The 20,675-nt window shown below is 65.2% G+C and carries 17 protein-coding genes; 9 read left to right on the top strand and 8 right to left on the bottom strand.

Annotated features, from left to right (window positions below):
* The first annotated feature begins 109 nt into the window (after nucleotides 1-109).
* The 4 genes from dapD (at nucleotide 110) to FIV09_RS00655 (ending at nucleotide 2,745) form a co-directional block, all read left to right on the top strand.
* Entirely contained in the window at nucleotides 110-937 is an 828-nt protein-coding gene (gene dapD, locus FIV09_RS00670; protein WP_152448173.1) for a 2,3,4,5-tetrahydropyridine-2,6-dicarboxylate N-succinyltransferase, read from the top strand.
* Nucleotides 938-1,005: 68 nt separating this feature from the next.
* On the top strand, nucleotides 1,006-2,034 hold the full coding sequence (locus FIV09_RS00665) for a sodium:calcium antiporter (protein WP_152448172.1): 1,029 nt from the start codon (nucleotides 1,006-1,008) through the stop codon (nucleotides 2,032-2,034).
* A gap of 47 nt (nucleotides 2,035-2,081) precedes the next feature.
* Entirely contained in the window at nucleotides 2,082-2,327 is a 246-nt protein-coding gene (locus FIV09_RS00660) for a GlsB/YeaQ/YmgE family stress response membrane protein (protein ID WP_152448171.1), read from the top strand.
* Between the two features lie 64 nt (nucleotides 2,328-2,391).
* Nucleotides 2,392-2,745, top strand: a complete 354-nt coding sequence (locus tag FIV09_RS00655; RefSeq protein ID WP_152448170.1) for a hypothetical protein — start codon at nucleotides 2,392-2,394, stop codon at nucleotides 2,743-2,745.
* A gap of 39 nt (nucleotides 2,746-2,784) precedes the next feature.
* Here the strand turns inward: FIV09_RS00655 and FIV09_RS00650 are convergent, their stop codons facing one another.
* Nucleotides 2,785-3,858 carry a Hint domain-containing protein gene (locus tag FIV09_RS00650; protein WP_152448169.1) on the bottom strand — a complete coding sequence of 358 codons (1,074 nt, stop codon included), beginning with the start codon at nucleotides 3,856-3,858 and terminating at the stop codon, nucleotides 2,785-2,787.
* Nucleotides 3,855-5,426, bottom strand: coding sequence for a Hint domain-containing protein (locus FIV09_RS00645; RefSeq protein ID WP_152448168.1), 1,572 nt, complete (start codon nucleotides 5,424-5,426; stop codon nucleotides 3,855-3,857). The genes FIV09_RS00650 and FIV09_RS00645 overlap by 4 nt, the downstream gene beginning before the upstream one ends.
* A gap of 248 nt (nucleotides 5,427-5,674) precedes the next feature.
* Between FIV09_RS00645 and dapE the strand changes: the two genes are divergently transcribed.
* The 4 genes from dapE (at nucleotide 5,675) to FIV09_RS00625 (ending at nucleotide 10,950) form a co-directional block, all read left to right on the top strand.
* Nucleotides 5,675-6,817 carry a succinyl-diaminopimelate desuccinylase gene (gene dapE / locus FIV09_RS00640; protein ID WP_152448167.1) on the top strand — a complete coding sequence of 381 codons (1,143 nt, stop codon included), beginning with the start codon at nucleotides 5,675-5,677 and terminating at the stop codon, nucleotides 6,815-6,817.
* Nucleotides 6,814-7,233 (top strand): GNAT family N-acetyltransferase, encoded by a 420-nt coding sequence (locus FIV09_RS00635; RefSeq protein ID WP_152448166.1) that lies wholly within the window; start codon nucleotides 6,814-6,816, stop codon nucleotides 7,231-7,233. Before dapE ends, FIV09_RS00635 begins: the two co-directional genes overlap by 4 nt.
* 41 nt (nucleotides 7,234-7,274) lie before the next feature.
* Nucleotides 7,275-9,569 carry a ribonuclease R gene (rnr, locus tag FIV09_RS00630; RefSeq protein ID WP_152448165.1) on the top strand — a complete coding sequence of 765 codons (2,295 nt, stop codon included), beginning with the start codon at nucleotides 7,275-7,277 and terminating at the stop codon, nucleotides 9,567-9,569.
* 97 nt (nucleotides 9,570-9,666) lie between these two features.
* Nucleotides 9,667-10,950 (top strand): lytic murein transglycosylase, encoded by a 1,284-nt coding sequence (locus FIV09_RS00625; RefSeq protein ID WP_152448164.1) that lies wholly within the window; start codon nucleotides 9,667-9,669, stop codon nucleotides 10,948-10,950.
* A gap of 56 nt (nucleotides 10,951-11,006) precedes the next feature.
* Here the strand turns inward: FIV09_RS00625 and FIV09_RS00620 are convergent, their stop codons facing one another.
* From FIV09_RS00620 to gpmI, 5 genes are read right to left on the bottom strand one after another with little or no spacing between them, the layout of a single operon-like run.
* On the bottom strand, nucleotides 11,007-11,498 hold the full coding sequence (locus FIV09_RS00620) for a hypothetical protein (RefSeq protein ID WP_152448163.1): 492 nt from the start codon (nucleotides 11,496-11,498) through the stop codon (nucleotides 11,007-11,009).
* Complete coding sequence (locus FIV09_RS00615) at nucleotides 11,498-11,980, bottom strand: RNA pyrophosphohydrolase (RefSeq protein WP_152448162.1); 483 nt, start codon at nucleotides 11,978-11,980, stop codon at nucleotides 11,498-11,500. Before FIV09_RS00615 ends, FIV09_RS00620 begins: the two co-directional genes overlap by 1 nt.
* A 54-nt stretch (nucleotides 11,981-12,034) precedes the next feature.
* Complete coding sequence (locus tag FIV09_RS00610; protein ID WP_152448161.1) at nucleotides 12,035-13,420, bottom strand: S41 family peptidase; 1,386 nt, start codon at nucleotides 13,418-13,420, stop codon at nucleotides 12,035-12,037.
* A gap of 6 nt (nucleotides 13,421-13,426) precedes the next feature.
* Nucleotides 13,427-14,554 carry a murein hydrolase activator EnvC gene (locus FIV09_RS00605; protein ID WP_152448160.1) on the bottom strand — a complete coding sequence of 376 codons (1,128 nt, stop codon included), beginning with the start codon at nucleotides 14,552-14,554 and terminating at the stop codon, nucleotides 13,427-13,429.
* Entirely contained in the window at nucleotides 14,551-16,062 is a 1,512-nt protein-coding gene (gene gpmI, locus FIV09_RS00600) for a 2,3-bisphosphoglycerate-independent phosphoglycerate mutase (protein WP_152448159.1), read from the bottom strand. The genes FIV09_RS00605 and gpmI overlap by 4 nt, the downstream gene beginning before the upstream one ends.
* 165 nt (nucleotides 16,063-16,227) lie before the next feature.
* Between gpmI and FIV09_RS00595 the strand changes: the two genes are divergently transcribed.
* Nucleotides 16,228-17,115 (top strand): capsular polysaccharide synthesis protein, encoded by an 888-nt coding sequence (locus tag FIV09_RS00595; protein ID WP_152448158.1) that lies wholly within the window; start codon nucleotides 16,228-16,230, stop codon nucleotides 17,113-17,115.
* A gap of 33 nt (nucleotides 17,116-17,148) precedes the next feature.
* On the opposite strand, the gene carB is transcribed toward FIV09_RS00595, so the two are convergent.
* A complete protein-coding gene (carB, locus tag FIV09_RS00590; RefSeq protein WP_152448157.1) occupies nucleotides 17,149-20,493 on the bottom strand; it encodes a carbamoyl-phosphate synthase large subunit in 3,345 nt (1,114 codons plus the stop codon).
* Nucleotides 20,494-20,675 lie beyond the last annotated feature (182 nt).

Below are 20,675 nucleotides of genomic sequence, written 5' to 3'. Positions count from 1 at the left end.
CCTAGCCCGGATCGGCGGCGCCCGCCAGCACCTGCAGAGCGGCTTTCCTTGCGGCAAGTCGCGCGCTAAGAGGGCGCAAACCAAAACGACAGCGAAGGATTCAAGGTCCATGGATATCGTCCAGCTCGAAGCTGCCATCGAAAGCGCCTGGGAGGCGCGCGCCGACATCACCCCCGATACCAAGGGCGAGACCCGCAATGCCATCGAGGAGACGCTCGACGCGCTCGATTCGGGCAAGCTGCGCGTCGCCGAACGGCAGGACAGCGGCGACTGGCACGTCAACCAATGGGCCAAGAAGGCCGTGCTCCTGGGCTTTCGTATCAAGGACATGGAAAAGCATTCGGGCGGCCCGCAGGGCGGCACCTGGTGGGACAAGGTCGACAGCAAGTTCGAGGGCTGGAAGAAGAAGGACTGGAAAGAGGCAGGCTTCCGCGCTGTGCCCAACTGCATCGTCCGCAAATCCGCCTATATCGCGCCGGGCGTCGTGCTGATGCCGTCCTTCGTGAACCTCGGCGCTTATGTGGACGAGGGCACCATGGTCGACACCTGGGCCACGGTCGGCTCCTGCGCACAGATCGGCAAGAACGTGCACCTCTCGGGCGGCGTCGGCATCGGCGGCGTGCTGGAGCCGATGCAGGCAGGCCCCACCATCATCGAGGACAATTGCTTCATCGGTGCCCGCTCCGAAGTCGTCGAGGGCTGCATCGTCCGCGAAGGCGCAGTTCTCGGCATGGGCGTCTATATCGGCAAGTCCACCAAGATCGTCGACCGAGAGACGGGCGAGTTCACCTATGGCGAAGTGCCGCCCTATTCGGTGGTCGTCTCGGGTTCCATGCCGTCGAAGAACGGCGTGAACCTCTACTGCGCGGTGATCGTGAAGCGCGTCGATGAACAGACCCGCTCCAAGGTCGGGATCAACGAGCTCCTGCGCGACTGATTTCGACCTTGCCGGAAACAAAAATGCGGCCCGGTGGTTGTTCCGAGTGACACCGCCGGGCCTTTTTCATGATAGCGAGCCTTTCTTCGCCGTTCCTCTTCGCCGTGTTCGCCCTGGCTGCGAGCGCGGTCGTGGTGGCGTCGATCAAGGCCACGCAGCTTGCCGACATCATCGCCGACCGCACCCAGATGGGAGAGGCGATGGCGGGCGGCCTGATCCTCGGGGCGGCAACCTCGCTTGCCGGTGTCGTCGTATCGGTGAACGCCGCGGCGTCGGGGGATGCGAGCTACGCCTTCTCGAACGCGGTGGGCGGCATCGCCGCGCAGACGCTGTTTTTGGCCATCGCCGACCTGCTGCATAAACGCGCCAATCTCGAACATGCCGCGGCGGAGCCTGCGAACCTCTTTCAGGCGGTGATGCTGATCATCCTGCTGAGCATCCCGCTTTGCGCGCTATCCGGGCCGGAATTGTCCTATCTCGGCGTGCATCCCGCCTCTGTCCTGCTGTTTCTGGTCTATTTGGCCGGTGTGAAGCTCGCGACCTCCGTGCGCGAGGATCCGATGTGGCGTCCGGTGCGCACCTCGGATACGCGCGACGATGCGCCGGAAGACGGAGACGAGGCACAACGATCCGCCCGCGGCCCCGCGCTGCAATTCATGGGTCTTGTGGTCGTCATGGGCATGGGCGGCTGGGTCATAAGCCAGGCCGGGGGCGTCTTCATTTCCCGTTTCGGGCTGTCCTCGTCGCTGGTGGGCGCTGTTGTCACGGCCGTGGTCACGTCGCTTCCGGAATTCGTCACGACATTGGTGGCCGTGCGCCGGGGCGCGCTGCAACTGGCGGTCGGCGGCATCATCGGCGGGAACACCTTCGACACGCTCTTCCTCGTGGCGGGCGATGTCGCCTATCGCGACGGCTCGCTCTATCACGCCATCGGCACAAACGATGCCTATTGGCTGGCCACGGGCCTGCTGATGACGTCCGTGCTGCTGGCCGGGCTGATCCTGCGTCAACGCGAGGGACCGGGCCGGATCGGCATCGAAAGCGTCCTGATGATGGCCATTTACGCGACCGCACTGGTCACGGAACTATTCGGCTGAAACGGCGCCGTGGAAACCGCAGCGCTTTGTGGAAAAGGAGATAAGACATGGGACTAGGATTTTTCGGATCGATCATCGTGGGTGGTCTCGCGGGCTGGTTTGCGAGCATGATCATGAAGGCCGACACCGGCCCCTTCCTGAACATCATCCTCGGCATCGTCGGCGCGATCGTCGCCAATTGGCTTCTCGGCATCCTCGGCATCATGGCATCGGGATGGTGGGTGTCGCAGTTGGTCGTCGGCTTGATCGGGGCCTGCATCCTGATCGGCGGCTGGCGCGCAATCCGGCGTTAGGCAGCGGTACGGGCGTGACGCATGGTGTTGACAAGGCGCCACCGGGACCGGCAAGCACGACGCCATGACAAAGCCCGACGCCAAGCCCAAATCGAAACAGAAGGTCTACACGCTGGTCGTGGAACTGGGCCGCAAATCCGGTGACGGGCTGCCCGACGGCGCGACCGGTGCTGCACTCATGTGCTATGCGTCCGGCGTGGACGAGGCGGAGGCCGTGCGCGAGACGGTGGCGATCCTCAAGCAGGCGGATATGGCCCCGCTCGATGTCACGGGCTACGGCACCGAGGAAGAGCGCCTCGCTGCCGGGCACGAGATCGAGGCGGAGGAGCGAGCATTGATGGCCCGCGCGCTTGAGGAAAACTCCGTCGTCGTGGCCCAGATCACGCCCTATTTCGACAAACCGACGCATCCGGGCTGACGGCGCGCCACCGCGTCGACCCGAGCATAGGATCAGGCCTCAGGCGGCCCGCGCTTCGGCCAGCGTCACAGCCTCGAAGGGGCGCAGGACCTGATAGCCCGCGCGCACATGTTCGGGGAATACGCGCGGGTCCATGTCGGCCAGAAGCGTCGCCGGGACCATATCGCGCTTGCGTCTCAACCGCCCGAGATACAGGCTTTCGAACGCGGCGCCCGCGATCATCAGCGCGTCATGGCGCGGCAGGACCAATTGGTAATATTGCACGAAGCTGCGTTTCGTATCGCGCAGGCCGGTAAACCCGTTTGCCAGCGCATCGGCGGGGATCAGAACGGTTTCATGCCCGAAGATGTATTCCACCTCCGAGCCGCCGATCACCAGCCTCTGATGCGGCGCCACGAGAACATCGCGCACGAGACCCAGATAGGGCGCGCGCAGCCGCACCGGCTGGAAGGAGCCCAGCGCCGGCACGTTGCGCTTGACCACTTTCACGACCGGCTGCAGAGCGCCGCCCAATGTGCGCACCAGATCGCCCTCCCGAATGTCCGAGACGCGTTTGGGCCCGGTTTCGGTCGTGATCCTCGAATTGGCGGCAAGGGTCGGCTGCGGCCCCACAGGCTCGATCTTGTTCGAGACCGCGAAGAACACCACATCCGCGTCCCGCTCGCAGAGCTGCGGGCGGTGGATCATCGTGAAGATGTCTTCGAGCATCAGCGGCGGCGGCGGCGGCGTCTCGATCATGCGGAAGCCCGAACTTTCAGGCCGCTCCACCACGAGCCGCCCCCAGCGCGCGGGCGCATCCCAGGACAGTGTCAGCCGCAGCGTTTCGGTGCGCGCACCGCTTTCGGGCGGGATGACGGTGTGAAAATGCGACGTGCCTTGGTTCAGCACGACCACGACGCCGCCACCGGGCACTGCCTGCAAGGAAATCCGGCCCGACCACGGGTGACGGCGCTCATATCCCAAAAGCGTCTGCGGACGACCATAGGGGGAAAGCCGTGTCTCGATCACCATGGAGCCGCGCGTCAGCAAGGCATGGCGGTCGGCCGGCGTCGCGCCAAACGTGTCCTCGCAGGTCCATTCGATGTCCCGACCCGACAGCGCGATCCAGCTCATGCGGCCCGCTCGAACAGGGCGCTGGCTTCGTAATTTCGCAGAATGCGGCGCGCCGCCTCGCCATATCCGTTCCCCGTGCGGGGATCGAGATCCGGGAACAGCGCGCAGATCTCCTCCAGGACCTCCTGTTCGAAGATCGAGGTGATCATGGACCCCGGCAGGAAACTCTCCGAGGGCAGGCCATTGCCGAAGACGATCTGGTGGCGGTCAAAAAGCAGGTGAACATAGGTCACCGAGCCGCCCTCGACCGGGAAGACAGTGTCCCCGTTGACGAGGTACTTCGCGGAGACCAGCACCGCCGCCTCGCCGAACATCAGCTCCGCCCGGGCATCTTCAACGAGGATGCGGTGCAAGGGCGAGACCTGGAGGCGCAGATGCGCGCCGAAGGTGTTGGCCGCAATCTCGATCGGGGCATGTTTGCCGGTTGCCTCGACCTGGCGCTGTCCGATCCAGCGCAAAGGCTGGTAGCCCTCGTCGGCGGTGCGGATCATGTCACCGGGTTTCAGATCCTCGACCAGCCGCGGTCCGTTCTCGGTGTCGATCACGGTGCCCGCCACGAAACAGGGCACCTGGTTGATCGTGATGAAGCCGGTGTCGCTGTCGCCCGCGCTGTTCTCGATCTGGTAGGTGAAATTGACGGTTTCTTCGTCCGTGTCGCCCACGGCGCTCAGGGTGCCATCCGCGTTCAGCGTGATGACCTGACCGGTCGTCAGGGTGACGCTGTCGCCCGCAGACACGGCGATCCCGTTGATATGCGTGACAAAGAGCGCGCCATTGGTGCTGTCGATATCGTTCGCCAGCACGTCGAATGTCCGGCTTCCGCCCGGCTCAAGCTGCACCACATCGTCGAACGCCACCAGCTTGGTGGTGCCAGAGCCTGCAGCGATCATGATCGTCGAGTCGTAATTGGAATCGCTGACATCGGCGATGCCGATGCGCAGGGAATTCACCTCTCCGGCCTCGACCGGGATCACGACGGACATCGTGACGGTGAAGCCGTCCATCTCCGTGTTGTACTGGTCGGAGGTGTTGTCGATGTAGAGGTTGGCGTTCGACTGGGAGTTGAGGTTGTTGGGGTCGATATCCCCGTCGCCGATGCTCAGGGGCACCAATTCGCCATTGATCCAGACGCCGACGAAATCCTGATAGATGCCCGTCTCGTATTCGGGGAATTCCTCCGACAGGAAGACGAAATCGAATGTCAGGTAATCCCCCTCGGGGATCAGATCCACGTCGAGATAGGCCGCGTCATAGGTCGCAGCCCCCGCTGCGGCGTTGAAATCGGGATTGTTGTTCTCGCCGCTGGTATTGGTCGAGGTGTTCGTTCGCTGGTTGGAGGAGCCGCGAGAGTTGGTGACATCATCCACATCGCCGGTCGACAGGATCACGCCGGTATCACCGGGCGCCACGCCCGGCATCAATGCGTCGCCGTTCGAATAGACGCCGGAGCCATCGGAATCGCCCGAATAGCTGGCGCCCACGATGGTCACATCGTCGGCGAAGATGGTCTGCGCCATCTCCGTGGCCGATGCGCCTTCATCAATGGGAAGTTCGCGCGCGCGTACCATGTCTCATCTGCCTCAACGGGCCGATGGCTGGGGCTGATCCACCACGCAAAAGGTACGCGATCCACCGCGCGGCCTGACGCCACACCGGGATCGGATACGAAACTGAAAAAGCTGCCCTGCCTCGGACGTGTTATTTTTTCCAGACACTAGCCGCGCGCGCCTTGAAATGGTTAAGGAATTACGACCACCGCCGCATTTCCGTCATCGAATTGCGGCAAACGCGCCACATCCTCGCGACTGGAGTTGCCATGACCGTCGATCCCGTTCGTCTGACCGCCGATCTGATCCGCTGCCCCTCCGTCACGCCCGAGGAAGGCGGCGCGCTTGCCCTCTTGGAAAACCATCTGAGCGCGGCGGGCTTCACCTGCATGCGCGCCGATCGCGGTGAGGTCTCCAATCTGTTCGCGCGCTGGGGCGACAAGGGCCATGCCCGGACCTTCGGCTTCAACGGACATACCGACGTGGTGCCCTTGGGCAATCTCGCCGATTGGTCGGTCGACCCGTTCGGCGCGGAAGAAAAGGACGGCCAGCTCTGGGGGCGCGGCGCCACGGACATGAAGTCGGGGGTCGCGGCCTTTGCCGCCGCCGCCATGGATTTCGTCAAGGATACCCCGCCCGATGGCGCGCTGATCCTCGCCATCACCGGCGATGAGGAAGGCCCCGCGCTCGACGGGACGCGCGCGCTGCTCGACTGGATGGCCAATCAGGGCGAGGCGATGGATGTCTGCCTCGTGGGCGAGCCCACCTGCCCGTCCCGCATGGGCGAGATGATGAAGATCGGGCGGCGCGGCTCCATGTCGGCCTGGATCACCACGCGGGGCGTTCAGGGGCACGCAGCCTATCCGCATCGTGCGAAGAACCCCTGCCATGCGCTGTTGCGGCTTCTGGACGGGTTGGCCACGCATGAGCTGGACCGAGGCACCGATCACTTCGACGCCTCTTCGCTGCAGGTCGTCAGCATGGATGTGGGCAATCCCGCGACAAACGTGATCCCCGCCGAGGCGCGTGGCCTGCTGAACATCCGCTTCAACGACACGCATACCGGCGCCGCGCTGTCGGACTGGCTGCGGGCGGAGGCCGCCAAGGTCGATGCCGCGTTCGGCACGGTGACCGAGATGGAGATCAAGATATCGGGCGAGGCCTTCCTGACGCCGCCCGGCCCCCTGTCGGATCTGGTGGCCCGCGCAGTCGAGGCAGAGACCGGCATCGCGCCTGTCCTGTCGACCTCGGGCGGCACGTCGGATGCGCGCTTCGTGCGCGATCATTGCCCGGTGGTGGAATTCGGCCTCGTGGGGGAGACGATGCACCAGGTCGATGAACGCGTTTCGGTCGCGCAGATCCACCAGCTCAAGGCGATCTATTCCCGTATCCTGCGCGATTTTTTCGCATGAGCGTCACCATCTCCGAAGCCCCGGACTTCGCGCCTGTCCGCGCGCTGCGCATGGCGGTCTTCGTGCACGAGCAGGGCTTCACCGAGGCCTCCGAGTTCGACGCGCTCGATGCGACGGCAACCCATCTTCTGGCCTCCGACGGCTCCAGGCCCATCGGCTGCGCGCGGCTGTACATGGACGGGGGCGAGGGCCGGATCGGGCGCATCTGCGTTCTGCCCGAAGGGCGCGGCCGGGGCATCGGGGCCGCGCTCGTGCACGCGGGTCTTGCGCATTACGCCGCACGAGAGGTGGGCATCGTGGCGCTTGGCGCGCAGGTCCGCGCCATGCCCTTCTACGAGGGCCTCGGCTTCACGGCCTACGGTCCCGTCTATGACGACGAAGGCGTGCCTCACCGGATGATGCGCCGCGCGCCCTGATCCCGCGTGACGGAGCCCGGCCCGCGTGCTACGTGCGCGATATGGCAAAGCTTCCCACAAAGGCGGAAATCCTCGACTGGATCTCCGAGAACCCCACCCAGACGGCCAAGCGCGACATTGCGCGGGCCTTCGGGATCAAGGGTGCCCAGCGCATCGATCTGAAAAAACTGCTCAAGGAGCTGGAAGCCGAAGGGCATCTGGAGAAGCGCAAGAAGACATATCGCGATCCCGATCGCCTGCCCCCCGTGAGCGTGCTGGAAGTGCGCGCGCCGAACGACGATGGCGATCTTTTTGCCAAGCCCCTGGAATGGGCAGGCACCGGGGCGGAGCCGCAGATCCTGATCATCGCCCGCGACAGCGATCCGGCCCTCGGCGCCGGGGATCGCATCCTCGCCCGGCTGCAAGAGGTCAAGGCCGACGATCACCATTACGAAGCGCGGCTCATCCGCCGGATCGGGGCCAATCCGCTCAAGGTCGTGGGGATCTTCAAGACAGGCTCCGAAGGCGGCGCGATCAAACCTATCGACAAGGGGGCTGACCGCGAATGGCGCGTGGCGCCCGATGCCACGGGGGGCGCCAAGGACGGCGAGCTGGTGGAGGCCGAACAGATCGGCCCCAAGGGCCGCATGGGCAATCCCCGCGCGCGCATCACCGCGCGTCTCGGCGATCCGTCGGAGCCGCGGGCCGTGTCGCTGATCGCGATCCACCAGCACGGCATTCCCGACGCCTTCCCCGACGAGGTCATGCACGAGGCCGACCGCATGGCGCCCGCGGGTCTTGGCGACCGGGTCGACCTGCGCGAGATGGACCTGATCACCATCGACCCCTCCGATGCCCGTGACCGGGACGACGCCGTCTATGTCGCACCCGATGACGACCCGAAGAACAAGGGCGGCTACGTCATCTGGGTCGCCATCGCCGATGTCGCGCACTACGTCCGCCCCGGATCGGCGCTGGATCGCGAGGCCCGAAAACGCGGCAATTCGAGCTATTTCCCTGACCGCGTCGTGCCGATGCTGCCCGACCGTCTGTCCGGCGATCTGTGCTCGCTGCACGAAAACGTGCCCCGCGCCTGCGTCGCGGTCCGGATGGTGATCGACGCCGAGGGCAACAAGAAAAGCCACCGCTTCATGCGCGGGCTGATGCTGTCCTCGGCAGCCCTCAGCTACCAGGAGGTGCAGGCCGCCCGCGATGGCACGCCAAGCGACAAGACCGCGCCCCTGGTCGAGGACGTGATCGACCCGCTCTACGAGGCCTACGCCGCGTTGCGGGCCGCGCGGGACCGCAGGCAACCGCTCGACCTCGACCTGCCGGAGCGGCGCATCCAGCTTTCCGAGGACGGCCATGTGGAAAGCGTGAACTTCGTCGACCGCCTCGATGCCCATCGCCTGATCGAGGAATTCATGGTGCTGGCCAATGTCGCCGCCGCCGAGACGCTGAGCGCCAAGAACACGCCGCTTCTCTTCCGCGTGCACGAGGAGCCGCCAGACGACAAGCTCGACACCCTGCGCGACACCGCCGAGGCGGCAGGCCTGACGCTCGCCAAGGGGCAGGTCCTGAAGACCGCGCATCTCAACCAGCTGCTGGCGCAGGCCGCGGGACGGGACGAGGCGGAGCTGATCAACCTCTCGACCCTGCGCGCCATGACACAGGCCTATTACAGCCCCAAGAATTTCGGGCATTTCGGCCTCGCGCTGCGCAACTACGCGCATTTCACCTCGCCCATCCGGCGCTATTCCGACCTGATCGTGCACCGCGCGCTGATCACCGCGCATGGCTGGGGGGATGACGGGCTGTCCGAGACCGATCTCGACAAGCTTGACGCCACCGCGCAGCACATCTCCGAGACGGAACGCCGGTCGATGGTGGCGGAACGGGACACGACGGATCGCTACCTCGCGGCCTTCCTGTCGGACCGCGTGGGCGCGGAATTCACCGGGCGCATCTCAGGGATCGCCAAGTTCGGCGTTTTCGTGAAGCTCGACGAGACGGGCGCGGACGGGTTGATCCCGATGCGCAATCTCGGATCGGAATATTTCCACTTCGACCGCGACGAAGGCACGCTGATGGGCTCCGAGACCGGCACCGTCATCGGGCTTGGCCAACGCGTCACCGTGAAGCTGACGGAGGCCGCACCCGTCACGGGCGGGATCGCCTTCGAGCTGATCACGCTCGAGGATCGGGAGATGCCGCAAGGCTCCGGCCGAGGCGGGGGCGGACGCCCCGGAGGACGCCGCAAGAAGCCCGGCACATCGCCCAAGCGCAAACTCACGCGCGCCAAGAAGAAGGACGGCAAGACCGCGAAGGTCAAAGCCCGCCGGTCCCGTCAGCGCTGATCGGCGAGGCTCCGCGCGGACACGAAGCCGTGCTTTGCCGCTTGGCCCGACTGGCGTAGACTGCGCAAAAAAGAGCAGCACGCTTTACAGGTGGGTCATGCGCAGTCACATCCCTTTCGGCTTCCTTCTTTCCGCTCTCACGCTGGCCGGACCGCTGGCCGCGGACGCGCCCTTCGATGCGCCGCGTCCGCAAGCGCGTCCGCTTATCCTGGCGGCGACATCCACGGTGTCGCTGACCGATCCGGCCACCCTATCCCAGATCGGGTTTGAGCGGTGGATCCGCGATTTCCGGGCGACGGCACGCGCGGCGGGCATTTCGGACCGGACTTTTGACGCGGCCTTCGCAGGCGCGCGCTTCGATCCCAAGATCGTTGATCGGGACCGCAACCAGAACGAATTCACCAAGACGATCTGGGATTACCTCGATACCGCCGTGTCGGATGCGCGCGTCGCCAACGGGCGCAAGGCGCTGGCCGCACAGAAAAGCGTGCTGGCGGGGATCGAGGCGGAATACGGCGTGCCTGCAGAGATCGTGACCGCGATCTGGGGGCTCGAATCCGCCTATGGCGGCTATCGCGGCAACACGCCGACACTCGCGGCGCTGGCCACCCTCGCCTATGAGGGCCGCCGCGCGGAGTTTTTCGAGGCGGAGGTGCTGGCCGCCCTCGCAATTCTGGAGGCGGGAGAGACGACGCCCGATCAGCTGCGCGGCTCCTGGGCAGGCGCGATGGGGCACACGCAATTCATGCCGAGCTCATATCTGGAGTTGGCCATCGATCATACGGGCGACGGGCGGCGCGACATCTGGTCGGACGATCCGAGCGACGCGCTTGCCTCGACGGCGGCCTACCTTGCCCACCATGGCTGGCAAACCGGCGTGCCCTGGGGGATCGAGGTCCTGCTGCCGCAGCCTTTTGACTACATGCAGGCGCGACGCGACAACACCATGACCCTGGCCGAGTGGCGCAGCCTGGGCGTGACGCCCGTGGGCCGTGCCAAAATGCCCGACGAGACACCTCTGTCGCTACTGCTGCCTGCGGGCGCCGATGGCGCGGCCTTCCTCATCTCCGACAATTTCGAGGTGCTGGAGCGGTACAATACCGCCGATGCCTATGTGATCGCGGTCGGTCACCTCGCCGACCGGATCGGGGGCGCGGGGCCGCTGACCGCGGATTGGCCGCGGCAGGATCGCGCGCTCAGTTTCGATGAACGGATCGAGTTGCAGACCCGGCTGCGTGCCGCGGGCTTCGATCCGGAGAAGATCGACGGGCGCATTGGTCCTCTGACCATCTCTGCCGTGCGGGATTTCCAGAAAGCCGACGGCGCGCGGCCCGACGGATACGTATCGCTTCGGGTTCTGGAGCGGTTGCGCGACGGATAAGCAAGTCTCGAGATTATTAGAAAAATCTCATCAGAATTTTAGTGAAATTCTGCGGCTCAGCGGCCCATCTTCGGCGTGCATTCCCCGCCATTGAAGCAGGACGTCACGGTCGCCAGCATCTCCGGCGTGGGATTGTAATAGATCATGCCCGGACAGGGCGACGCCATCGCCACGTAATCGTCGCCCTCCTGTTTCAGGAAGGCCAGCACGTCGCTACCGCTTTCCGCCCCGCCGCACCATGGGCCAAGGCAGAGAACGCGCAGGGTGATGTCGCGCGTGAATGCGCGGGTGAACCCGTCCTTGCCCAGGGACCCGCCAGAAATCTGCGCGGGGATATCGGTCTCGGGCGGGGCCTCCTGCTGTTGACTCAGATCGGTATCGGGCAATTGGCTCGTGTCGAAGGTCAGCTTGCCGGTGACGACGATCCAGGCGGCCTCGTCCTCCTGCGCCTGCTGGTAGTCCCTAGCCAGGTCCGCAGGCATGCAGGACAGGGCCAGACCCGGCGTTGCGGTCAGGGCCATGCAGGCGGCCAGAACGAATGCGCGCATCACAGGTATTCCTTCAACTCACCGATCACGGCTTCATAGACAGGACGCTTGAAGGGCACGATCTGTTCCACCACCGCGTCGGGCGCCAGCCAGCGCCATTCGGAAAACTCGGGATGCTTGGTTGCTATATTGACCTGGCCGTCCTCGCCCAAGAAGCGCAGCAGGAACCATTTCTGCTTCTGGCCGCGATACCGCCCCTTCCAGATGGGCGGGACGATGTCATGCGGCAGATCGTAGGACACCCAATCGCGCGTTTCGGCTTCGGGACGCACCAGATCCGCGGGCACGCCGGTCTCCTCCAGCAATTCGCGCAGCGCGGCCTCCCGCGGTGTCTCGCCCGGGTCGATCCCGCCCTGGGGCATCTGCCAGGCGGGCTCCTTCGTCTCGAAACGCTGACCGACGAAGATCTCCCCCTTAGGATTCGCGAGGACGACGCCCACGCAGGGGCGATAGGGCAGTTTGGCGATCTCTTCGGGCGACATGCGCTATCCTCGAAAACGTCGCCGGGCGCCCCCGCAAGGGCGCCCGGTCGTGGATCACTCGGACTCGGTCTCGGCCGCCGGTGCCGCGCCCTGGCTCAGGGCCTGCACTTCGGGACCCAGCGCCGAAAGGCCCTTGAGGATGTCAATGGCATAGGCCAGCTGGTAATCCTCTTCGCGCAATGCAGCGGCGGTTTCTGCCTTTTCGCGATCTTCCTCGATCTGGCGCAGCTCGTCTTCGGACAGGCTGTCATTGTCGAGCGAGCCGCGAAGATCCGCCTCGGTGCGGGTGGGCAGGCCGCTGGCCTCTTCGTCCTCCTCGCTTTCGGGGCGGCGCGGGGGCTGAGCCACGACGATATCGGGCGAGACGCCCAGCGCCTGGATCGACCGGCCCGAGGGCGTGTAATACCGCGCGGTCGTCAGACGCATCGCGCCATCGCCGCGAAGCGGCATCACCGTCTGAACGGAGCCTTTGCCGAAGGACTTGGTGCCCACAACGATGGCCCGGCGATGATCCTGCAGCGCGCCCGCGACGATCTCGGACGCCGAGGCAGAGCCGCCATTGATCAGGACCACGATGGGCTTGCCCTCGGCCAGATCGCCCTCTTCGGCGTTGAAGCGGTCGCCGTCCTGCGGATCGCGGCCACGGGTCGAGACGATCTCACCCGCATCGAGGAAGGCATCCGAGACGCGGATCGCCTGGGTCAGAAGACCGCCCGGATTGTTGCGCAGATCGACGACGAAGCCGTTCACGTTCTCCATGCCGCCCAGCGCTTCCACCTGTTCGTTCAGACCTTCCTCGAGATTGGGATAGGTCTGATCGTTGAAGGTGGTGATGCGCAGAACCACGGTCTGGCCTTCGGTCCGGGTGCGCACGGCGGTCAGGGTGATCGTGTCGCGCACGATCTCCACATCGAAGGGCTCGCCCTCGCCCTCGCGCACGACGGTGATGATGATCTCGGAGCCCACGGGCCCGCGCATCATGTCCACCGCCTCGTCGAGCGTGAGGCCCAGGACCGACTCGCCATCCACATGGGTGATGAAATCACCGGCCTCGATCCCGGCCATTTCGGCAGGCGTGCCGTCGATGGGCGAGACGACCTTCACGAAGCCGTCTTCCTGCGTGACCTCGATGCCGAGGCCGCCGAATTCGCCGCGGGTCTGGACGCGCATGTCCGCGGCATCGTCGGGCGAGAGATAGCTGGAATGCGGATCGAGCGAGGTCAACATGCCGTCGATGGCCGCCTCGATCAGGTCTTCCTCGTCCACCTGTTCGACGTATTGCGCGCGGATGCGTTCGAAGATGTCACCGAACAGATCGAGCTGTTCGTAGACGCTGGTGGCGCGGTTTTCTTCCTGCGCCAGAAGCGGGCCCACGAATTGCGTCGTCGCGACGATGCCGGCGAGCGTCCCGCCAAGCGCGGCCATGACGAATTTCTGCATAAGATGTTATCCCTTGTCGGTTGTGAACCACGCCAGCGGATCGACCGGCGCATCCCCTTCTCTGACTTCTATATAGAGCGTTTCCGGACGGGTGTTTCCACCCCCCTCTCCGGCCTGTAACACAGAGGTGTTATTCCCGCCGCCGCCCATCAGGCCCACCGGCGCCCCCTGCGGCAGAACCTGCCCCGCTGCGCCGAAGAGCGTCTCGAGACCCGCGAAGACAAACAGAAGGTCGGCCCGCGGCTCGAGGATGGCGACGAGCCCGTAATCGAGCAGCGGCCCCATGTAGCGGATCGTGGCGGGCACGGGCGTTGTCACCAGTGCCTCGGGGCGTGTGGCCAGCACGATACCCGGGCGGGCGACGCCCGCGGCATCCGCCTCGCCTGCGCGACGCAGGATCCGGCCCGAGACCGGCAGCGGCACCGCGCCCTGCGCGAGCGCGGGGCTCGCATCCGGTGCGACATCGCGGCCCGTCATCTCGGTCAACCCGCTGGCAAAGCCTTCGAGCGTTTCGGTCGCGGCGATCAGAACGGCGGTCTGGACGGGGTCTTCGGTAAAGCGACGCGGCAGGTCGGTGCGGTCGGAGACGGCCTGGCTCAGCGCCGCGCGGGCCTCCTGCACGCCGGACAGCCCGTCGCGCAGGGTGTCCGCGGCGTTTTCCTGCAATTGTCGCAAGGTCGCGACCTCCTGCAGGTCGCGCGCCAGCGCCTGCGCCTCGGCGGCAAGTCCGGGCGTGACGGCGGAGACCAACATGCCCGAGCGGGCAGCGCCCAGAGGCCCCTCGGGGTGCAAAAGCTGCTGTGCCACCTCGGCGCGACCGAGCGTCTGCAATGCGGCCAGCAGGGACGCCACCTCGTCCTCGCGGGCAGCGAGATCGCGGCGCAGGGTCGCCTCACGGATGGAGGCATCGCGCAACCCGTCGCGCAGGGCGGTCAGACCGTCCTCGTAGGCCCGCACGGTCGCGGTCAGCGCCGCCACCCGGTCCGAGGCGCGCCGCGCGGATGCCAGATCCTGCCCGGCCTGATCCAGCGCCGCAGCCGCGGCCCGTGCTGCCGCGCCGGCATCCTGCGCGGCCAGCGGCGATGCGTTCAGCGCAAGGGACAGGATCAGGGACAGGCCCAGCGCACGGATCATTTGCGGATCAGGCTCCGTCCAGTCATTTCCTCGGGCTGCTCAAGGCCCATCAGCTCCAGCAGTGTGGGGGCCAGATCCGCAAGACGCCCCTCGGCAAGGCGCGTGCCCTCCGGCCCACCCACGAGGATCACCGGCACCGGGTTGAGCGTATGCGCCGTGTGCGGATTGCCCGTCTCCGGATCGACCATCACGTCGCAATTGCCGTGATCGGCGGTGACGATCATCGCGCCACCGACCTCGTGCAGCGCCTCCAGCACCTCGCCGAGGCCGCGGTCCACCTCGGCGCAGGCGGCCATGGCCGCTTCCAGATCGCCGGTATGTCCGACCATGTCGGGATTGGCGTAGTTCACCACGATCAGGTCGTAGCCCGCATGCACGGCCTCAACGAATTTCTTCGTCACCTCAGGCGCGCTCATCTCGGGCTGCAGGTCGTAGGTCGCAACGCCGGGCGATTTCGGCATGAAGCGGTCCTCGCCCCCTTCGGGCACTTCGCGGCCGCCATTGAGAAAGAAGGTGACGTGCGGATATTTTTCCGTTTCGGCCAGACGAAACTGGGTGAGCCCATGTTTCGCCACCCATTCACCCAGCGTGTTGACGATCTTCCGCTTGGGATAGGCCGTCTCCATGTAGGCGTTGTGCGCGTCTGAATATTCCACCATGCCGAGCCGCGCCGAAAGCTCGGGGGCCGTGCGCTCGAAGCCGTCAAAGTCCGGCGCACAGATCGCAGCGAGGATTTCGCGCGCGCGATCGGCCCGGAAATTGAGGCAGAAAAAACCGTCGCCCGAGGCCATGCCCTCATAGCCGTCGATCACCGTTGCCGGGATGAATTCGTCGGTCTTGCCCGCATCCCATGCCTGCTCGACCGCCCCTGCGGGCGTGCTCGCGGTGTCGCCTCTCCCGTCCACGATGGCGCGATAGGCCGTCTCGACCCGGTCCCAGCGATTGTCGCGGTCCATGGCGTAATACCGCCCGATCACGGTGCCGATCGTCGCGCCCTCGGGCAGATCCGCGGCAAGCGCGTCGATAAAGCCATCGGCGCTTTTGGGCGGCACGTCGCGGCCATCGGTGATGGCATGGATCACGACGCCCAGGCCCTTCTCCGTCAGCAGCTTCGCCGTGGCGAGGACATGCGCGAGATGGCCATGCACGCCGCCATCCGAGATCACCCCGAAGAGATGCGCGCGCGCGCCTGCGGCCTTCACGCGGTCGGCAAAGGCGAGGATCGCTTCATTCTCGAAATAGCTGCCATCCTCGATGGCCAGATCGATCTGGCCAAGATCCATCGCCACCACTCTGCCCGCGCCGATATTGGTGTGGCCCACCTCGGAATTGCCCATCTGCCCGGTGGGCAGGCCCACATCGGGGCCGTGGGTGATCAGCGTCGCGTTCGGGCAATCGCGCATCAGCCGGTCCATGTTGGGCGTGTCCGCGAGCGCAGGGGCGTTCGCCTCGCGCGTGTCCGACAGGCCCCAGCCATCGAGGATCGTGAGGATGACGGGTTTGGTCATGGATCAGCCCTTCGTCATTGGCGTCGGGAAAGACGTATCAGAGGCCGAGGGGGCGGGGAAAGCCACAACGCGCAGGGGCGCAAGATTCCCCCATTCCCCCGAGACGCGCGCTGTGCGACATATCGGAAAGGCAAGCGGCCCCGACTGCACCCGATCAGAGGACGCATGGATACGACATTCAACCGCACCGTTTTCGGCTACTGGCATCAGGGCCGGGAGGCCGCCCCCGACGATATCAAGCGCTGCTGGGATCTCTGGGCGCGGATGAACCCGAACTGGGATGTTCGCATCCTCGAATGGGAGGATGTGACTTTCGACTTCGAGGAGTTCGGCGTCGATGGATCAAAGATGTCCTTCAACGGCGTTGCCAATATCGTGCGCCTGCATTGCCTGGCCACACAAGGCGGTGTCTGGGTCGACGCCTATACCGTGCCGCTCCGCCCGCTCGACGCCTTTCTGCCGCCCCTGATGACGACGGGCTTTTTCGCCTATCACGACCCCTACCGGAAACGGCTGTCGGAAAACTGGTTTCTTGCAGCGGACAAGGACAACGCACTGGTCACAGGCTGGCGCGACAAGATGGTGGAATACTGGCGCATTCCGCGCAGGCCGATGCGGTTCCGCCGCGAACTCGACCGCGGCACCAAGGGGGATCTGGCCCGGCTGGCGGGGCGCGTTCTCGATGCGGTTCAAGGCATGCCCTCGATGCGGAGCGGCAAGCGCATCTACCAGCCCAAGGATCCGAACTGGGCGGTCGACGTAACACGCGGCGGCGGCGGCCGGGTCACCCCGTATTTCACGCTCGCGATGCTGTTCGACCTTCTGCTGGAGGAACGCCCGGATCTGTGGCGCGAATGGGAGACCATGCCGAAGCGCACCTCCTACGACTGCCTGTATCTGCGGCACTGGAAGCGGAATTACCGGCGGCTCAGCCCGGAAGGCCTCAGGGCTTTGTGCGACGCCACGCCGATGCAGAAGCTGGCCTTGCCGACAAAGCTGCCATCCGAGCTGATGGATGTGCTGGTCGAGATGTCCGAAGCCGCGATGCCCTGATCGGCGCGCCTTGGAACGCGCCGATCGATCTCGTCAGCCCTGAAGCGACTTCACCACCAACTCGCCCTCGTCACGGGCCTGGATGGCTTGTGCCGCGGCATGCGCACCTGCGAGCGTCGTGAAATACGGGATCTTGTCGTAGAGCGCGACTGACCGGATTTCGCGGCTGTCCTCCAGCGCGGCAGCGCCTTCGGTGGTGTTCAGAACCAGCTGGATCTCACCGTCCTTGAGCATGTCGACCACGTTCGGACGGCCCTCGTAGACCTTCTTCACGATGTCGGTGTCGACGCCTGCTTCCTTGAGATAGGCCGCCGTGCCCGCCGTTGCGACGATCTTGAAACCCTGCGAGATGAGGATCCGCGCGGTATCGATCATCTGCTCGCCCTTGTCGTCGTCCTTGATCGACAGGAAGACACGGCCGCTCTCGGGGAGCATGTTGCCCGCGCCGAGCTGTGCCTTGAGGAAGGCGCGCGGGAAGGACCGGTCCCAGCCCATGACCTCGCCCGTGGAGCGCATCTCGGGACCGAGCACGGTATCGACGCCCGGGAAACGGGCGAAGGGCAGCACCGCCTCCTTCACCGAGAACCACGGCATCATCGGATCGGCAAGCGTCATCGGATCGGCCATGGGCACGTCCGTGTCGTAGTCGATCTTGTCGCCATGGGGCGGACGCTGCGGGAAATCCGCGAGCTTCTCGCCCGCCATGATCCGCGCGGCGATGGATGCGATGGCGCTGTCCGTGGCCTTGGCCACGAAGGGCACGGTGCGCGATGCACGCGGATTGACCTCGATCAGGTAGATCTCGCCGTCCTTGACCGCGAATTGCACGTTCATCAGGCCGACCACGTTCAGGCCCTTGGCGAGCGCCACGGTCTGACGCTTCACCTCGTCGATGATCTCCATCGGCAGCGAATAAGGCGGCAGCGAGCAAGCGCTATCGCCGGAATGGACGCCCGCCTCCTCGATATGCTGCATGATGCCAGCCACGTGCACGTCGGTGCCGTCGGACAATGCATCGACATCCAATTCAACCGCGCCGGACAGATACCCGTCGAGCAGCACAGGCGACTTGCCGGAGACCACCACGGCCTCGCGGATGTAGCGTTCCAGATGCGCCATATCGCGGACGATTTCCATCGCGCGGCCACCCAGGACGTAGGAGGGACGGATCACCAGCGGGAAGCCGATCTCGTCGGCGATGGCCAGCGCCTGTGCGTCGGAGGACGCGATGCCGTTCTTGGGCTGCTTCAGACCCAGATCGTTGACCAGCGACTGGAACCGTTCACGGTCTTCGGCAAGGTCGATTGCGTCGGGCGTGGTGCCGAGGATCGGGATACCCGCCTCTTCGAGATCATTGGCCAGCTTCAGCGGCGTCTGGCCGCCGAACTGCACGATCACGCCGTGCAGCGTACCGTTCTCCTGCTCCACGCGCAGGATTTCCATGACATGCTCGAAGGTCAGCGGCTCAAAATAGAGGCGATCCGAGGTGTCGTAATCGGTCGACACGGTCTCGGGGTTACAGTTGATCATGATCGTCTCGTAGCCCGCATCGGTCAGCGCGAAACAGGCGTGACAGCAGCAATAATCGAACTCGATCCCCTGCCCGATCCGGTTCGGACCGCCGCCCAGGATGACGACCTTCTTCGCGTCCGACGGGCGCGCCTCGCACTCGACCTCGCCCATCAAGGGGGCCTCGTAGGTCGAGTACATGTAGGGCGTCTGCGCCTCGAACTCGGCGGCACAGGTGTCGATCCGCTTGAAGACCGCCACAACGCCAAGGCCCGTGCGATGCGCGCGCACGGCATGTTCGTCCATGCCTGTCAAGGCGGCGAGGCGCATGTCGGTGAAGCCCATCATCTTCAGGTCGCGCAGGCCCTGCGCATCCTGTGGCAGACCCTCGGCGCGGATCTTGTCCTCTGCCTCAACGATTTCGCGGATCCGCGCGAGGAACCACGGGTCGAACATGGTCACGCCGTGGATATCGTCGTCAGACAGGCCGTGCCGCATGGCCTGCGCGATGGTGCGCATCCGGTCGGGCGTCGCCTTGGAAATGGCCTTGATGACGGCCGCGCGGCCATTGGCGGGATCGTCCGCGCCTTCGATATGGACCTCGTCGAAGCCCGACAGCCCCGTTTCCATAGAGGCGAGCGCCTTTTGCAGCGACTCGTGGATGGTGCGCCCGATGGCCATCGCCTCGCCGACCGATTTCATGGCGGTGGTCAGATATGGCTCGGAGCCCGGGAATTTCTCGAAGGCGAAGCGCGGGATTTTCGTGACGACGTAATCGATAGAAGGCTCGAACGAGGCGGGCGTCACCTTGGTGATGTCGTTGTCGAGCTCGTCGAGCGTGTAGCCCACCGCAAGCTTCGCGGCGATCTTGGCGATGGGGAAGCCTGTGGCTTTAGAGGCCAGCGCCGAGGAGCGGGACACGCGCGGGTTCATCTCGATCACGACCATGCGGCCATCTTCGGGGTTCACCGCCCATTGCACGTTCGAGCCGCCTGTCTCCACCCCGATCTCGCGCAGGACCGCGATCGAGGCCGAGCGCATCATCTGGTATTCCTTGTCGGTCAGCGTGAGCGCGGGTGCCACGGTGATCGAATCGCCCGTATGCACGCCCATCGGATCGACGTTCTCGATGGAGCAGACGATGATGGCGTTGTCCGCGCGGTCGCGCACGACCTCCATCTCGTATTCCTTCCAACCGAGCAGCGACTCGTCGATTAGGATCTGGTTCACCGGCGAGGCATCCATGCCCGAACGGCAGAAATGCTCATAATCTTCGCGGTTATAGGCGACGCCACCACCGGTGCCGCCCAAAGTATAGGCAGGGCGGATGATCGCGGGCAGGCCGATATGTTCGAGCTCGGCAAGCGCCATGCGCACGCCTTCCTTCAGGTCCGCGCTGCCATCTTCGCGCTTGGGCGCGGTGACGATGGTGGCCTTGGGATTCTCGAGCCCGATCCGGTCCATCGCCTCTCGGAAGAGCGCGCGGTCCTCGGCCATCTCGATGGCGTCGCGGTTGGCGCCGATCATCTCCACGCCATGTTCGGCCAGCACGCCCATCTCTTCGAGCTTGAGCGCAGTGTTCAGACCGGTCTGCCCGCCCATCGTCGGCAGAAGCGCGTCCGGCTTTTCCTTGGCGATGATTTTCGCAACGATTTCAGGGGTGATCGGCTCAATATAGGTGGCGTCCGCAAGCCCCGGATCGGTCATGATCGTTGCCGGGTTCGAGTTCACCAGAATGACGCGGTAGCCTTCCTCGCGCAGGGCCTTGCAGGCCTGAGCGCCGGAATAGTCGAACTCGCAGGCCTGTCCGATGATGATAGGCCCGGCGCCGATGATCATGATGGATGAGATATCGGTGCGTTTGGGCATGGGATCCTCGTCAGACGAAGGGTGGCCGACCCCCTGAAAAGGGCGGGTCGCAAATTGTCGTGCGTTATAGACATGCGCGGGCCCGGTTCAAGGCCGAAAGCCCCCCCGCAAAGCGCGTTGCCACAAGTGCGGACGATCCGCGGACGGGAGTCGCAGCTACGTTGACCTAAATTGTCACAATA

Source organism: Roseivivax sp. THAF197b (assembly GCF_009363255.1).
In the GTDB taxonomy this organism is placed as follows: Bacteria; Pseudomonadota; Alphaproteobacteria; order Rhodobacterales; family Rhodobacteraceae; genus Roseivivax.
Note: the sequence above shows the minus strand (reverse complement) of the source record. Positions and strands in the feature narration are given on the sequence as shown.

What these genes read in the sequence shown, in the direction of transcription:
- dapD (WP_152448173.1), top strand. Translation starts at nt 110, where the DNA reads ATGGATATCGTCCAGCTCGAAGCTGCCATCGAAAGCGCCTGGGAGGCG.
- FIV09_RS00665 (WP_152448172.1), top strand. Translation starts at nt 1,006, where the DNA reads ATGATAGCGAGCCTTTCTTCGCCGTTCCTCTTCGCCGTGTTCGCCCTG.
- FIV09_RS00660 (WP_152448171.1), top strand. Translation starts at nt 2,082, where the DNA reads ATGGGACTAGGATTTTTCGGATCGATCATCGTGGGTGGTCTCGCGGGC.
- FIV09_RS00655 (WP_152448170.1), top strand. Translation starts at nt 2,392, where the DNA reads ATGACAAAGCCCGACGCCAAGCCCAAATCGAAACAGAAGGTCTACACG.
- FIV09_RS00650 (WP_152448169.1), bottom strand. Translation starts at nt 3,858, where the DNA reads ATGAGCTGGATCGCGCTGTCGGGTCGGGACATCGAATGGACCTGCGAG.
- FIV09_RS00645 (WP_152448168.1), bottom strand. Translation starts at nt 5,426, where the DNA reads ATGGTACGCGCGCGCGAACTTCCCATTGATGAAGGCGCATCGGCCACG.
- dapE (WP_152448167.1), top strand. Translation starts at nt 5,675, where the DNA reads ATGACCGTCGATCCCGTTCGTCTGACCGCCGATCTGATCCGCTGCCCC.
- FIV09_RS00635 (WP_152448166.1), top strand. Translation starts at nt 6,814, where the DNA reads ATGAGCGTCACCATCTCCGAAGCCCCGGACTTCGCGCCTGTCCGCGCG.
- rnr (WP_152448165.1), top strand. Translation starts at nt 7,275, where the DNA reads ATGGCAAAGCTTCCCACAAAGGCGGAAATCCTCGACTGGATCTCCGAG.
- FIV09_RS00625 (WP_152448164.1), top strand. Translation starts at nt 9,667, where the DNA reads ATGCGCAGTCACATCCCTTTCGGCTTCCTTCTTTCCGCTCTCACGCTG.
- FIV09_RS00620 (WP_152448163.1), bottom strand. Translation starts at nt 11,498, where the DNA reads ATGCGCGCATTCGTTCTGGCCGCCTGCATGGCCCTGACCGCAACGCCG.
- FIV09_RS00615 (WP_152448162.1), bottom strand. Translation starts at nt 11,980, where the DNA reads ATGTCGCCCGAAGAGATCGCCAAACTGCCCTATCGCCCCTGCGTGGGC.
- FIV09_RS00610 (WP_152448161.1), bottom strand. Translation starts at nt 13,420, where the DNA reads ATGCAGAAATTCGTCATGGCCGCGCTTGGCGGGACGCTCGCCGGCATC.
- FIV09_RS00605 (WP_152448160.1), bottom strand. Translation starts at nt 14,554, where the DNA reads ATGATCCGTGCGCTGGGCCTGTCCCTGATCCTGTCCCTTGCGCTGAAC.
- gpmI (WP_152448159.1), bottom strand. Translation starts at nt 16,062, where the DNA reads ATGACCAAACCCGTCATCCTCACGATCCTCGATGGCTGGGGCCTGTCG.
- FIV09_RS00595 (WP_152448158.1), top strand. Translation starts at nt 16,228, where the DNA reads ATGGATACGACATTCAACCGCACCGTTTTCGGCTACTGGCATCAGGGC.
- carB (WP_152448157.1), bottom strand. Translation starts at nt 20,493, where the DNA reads ATGCCCAAACGCACCGATATCTCATCCATCATGATCATCGGCGCCGGG.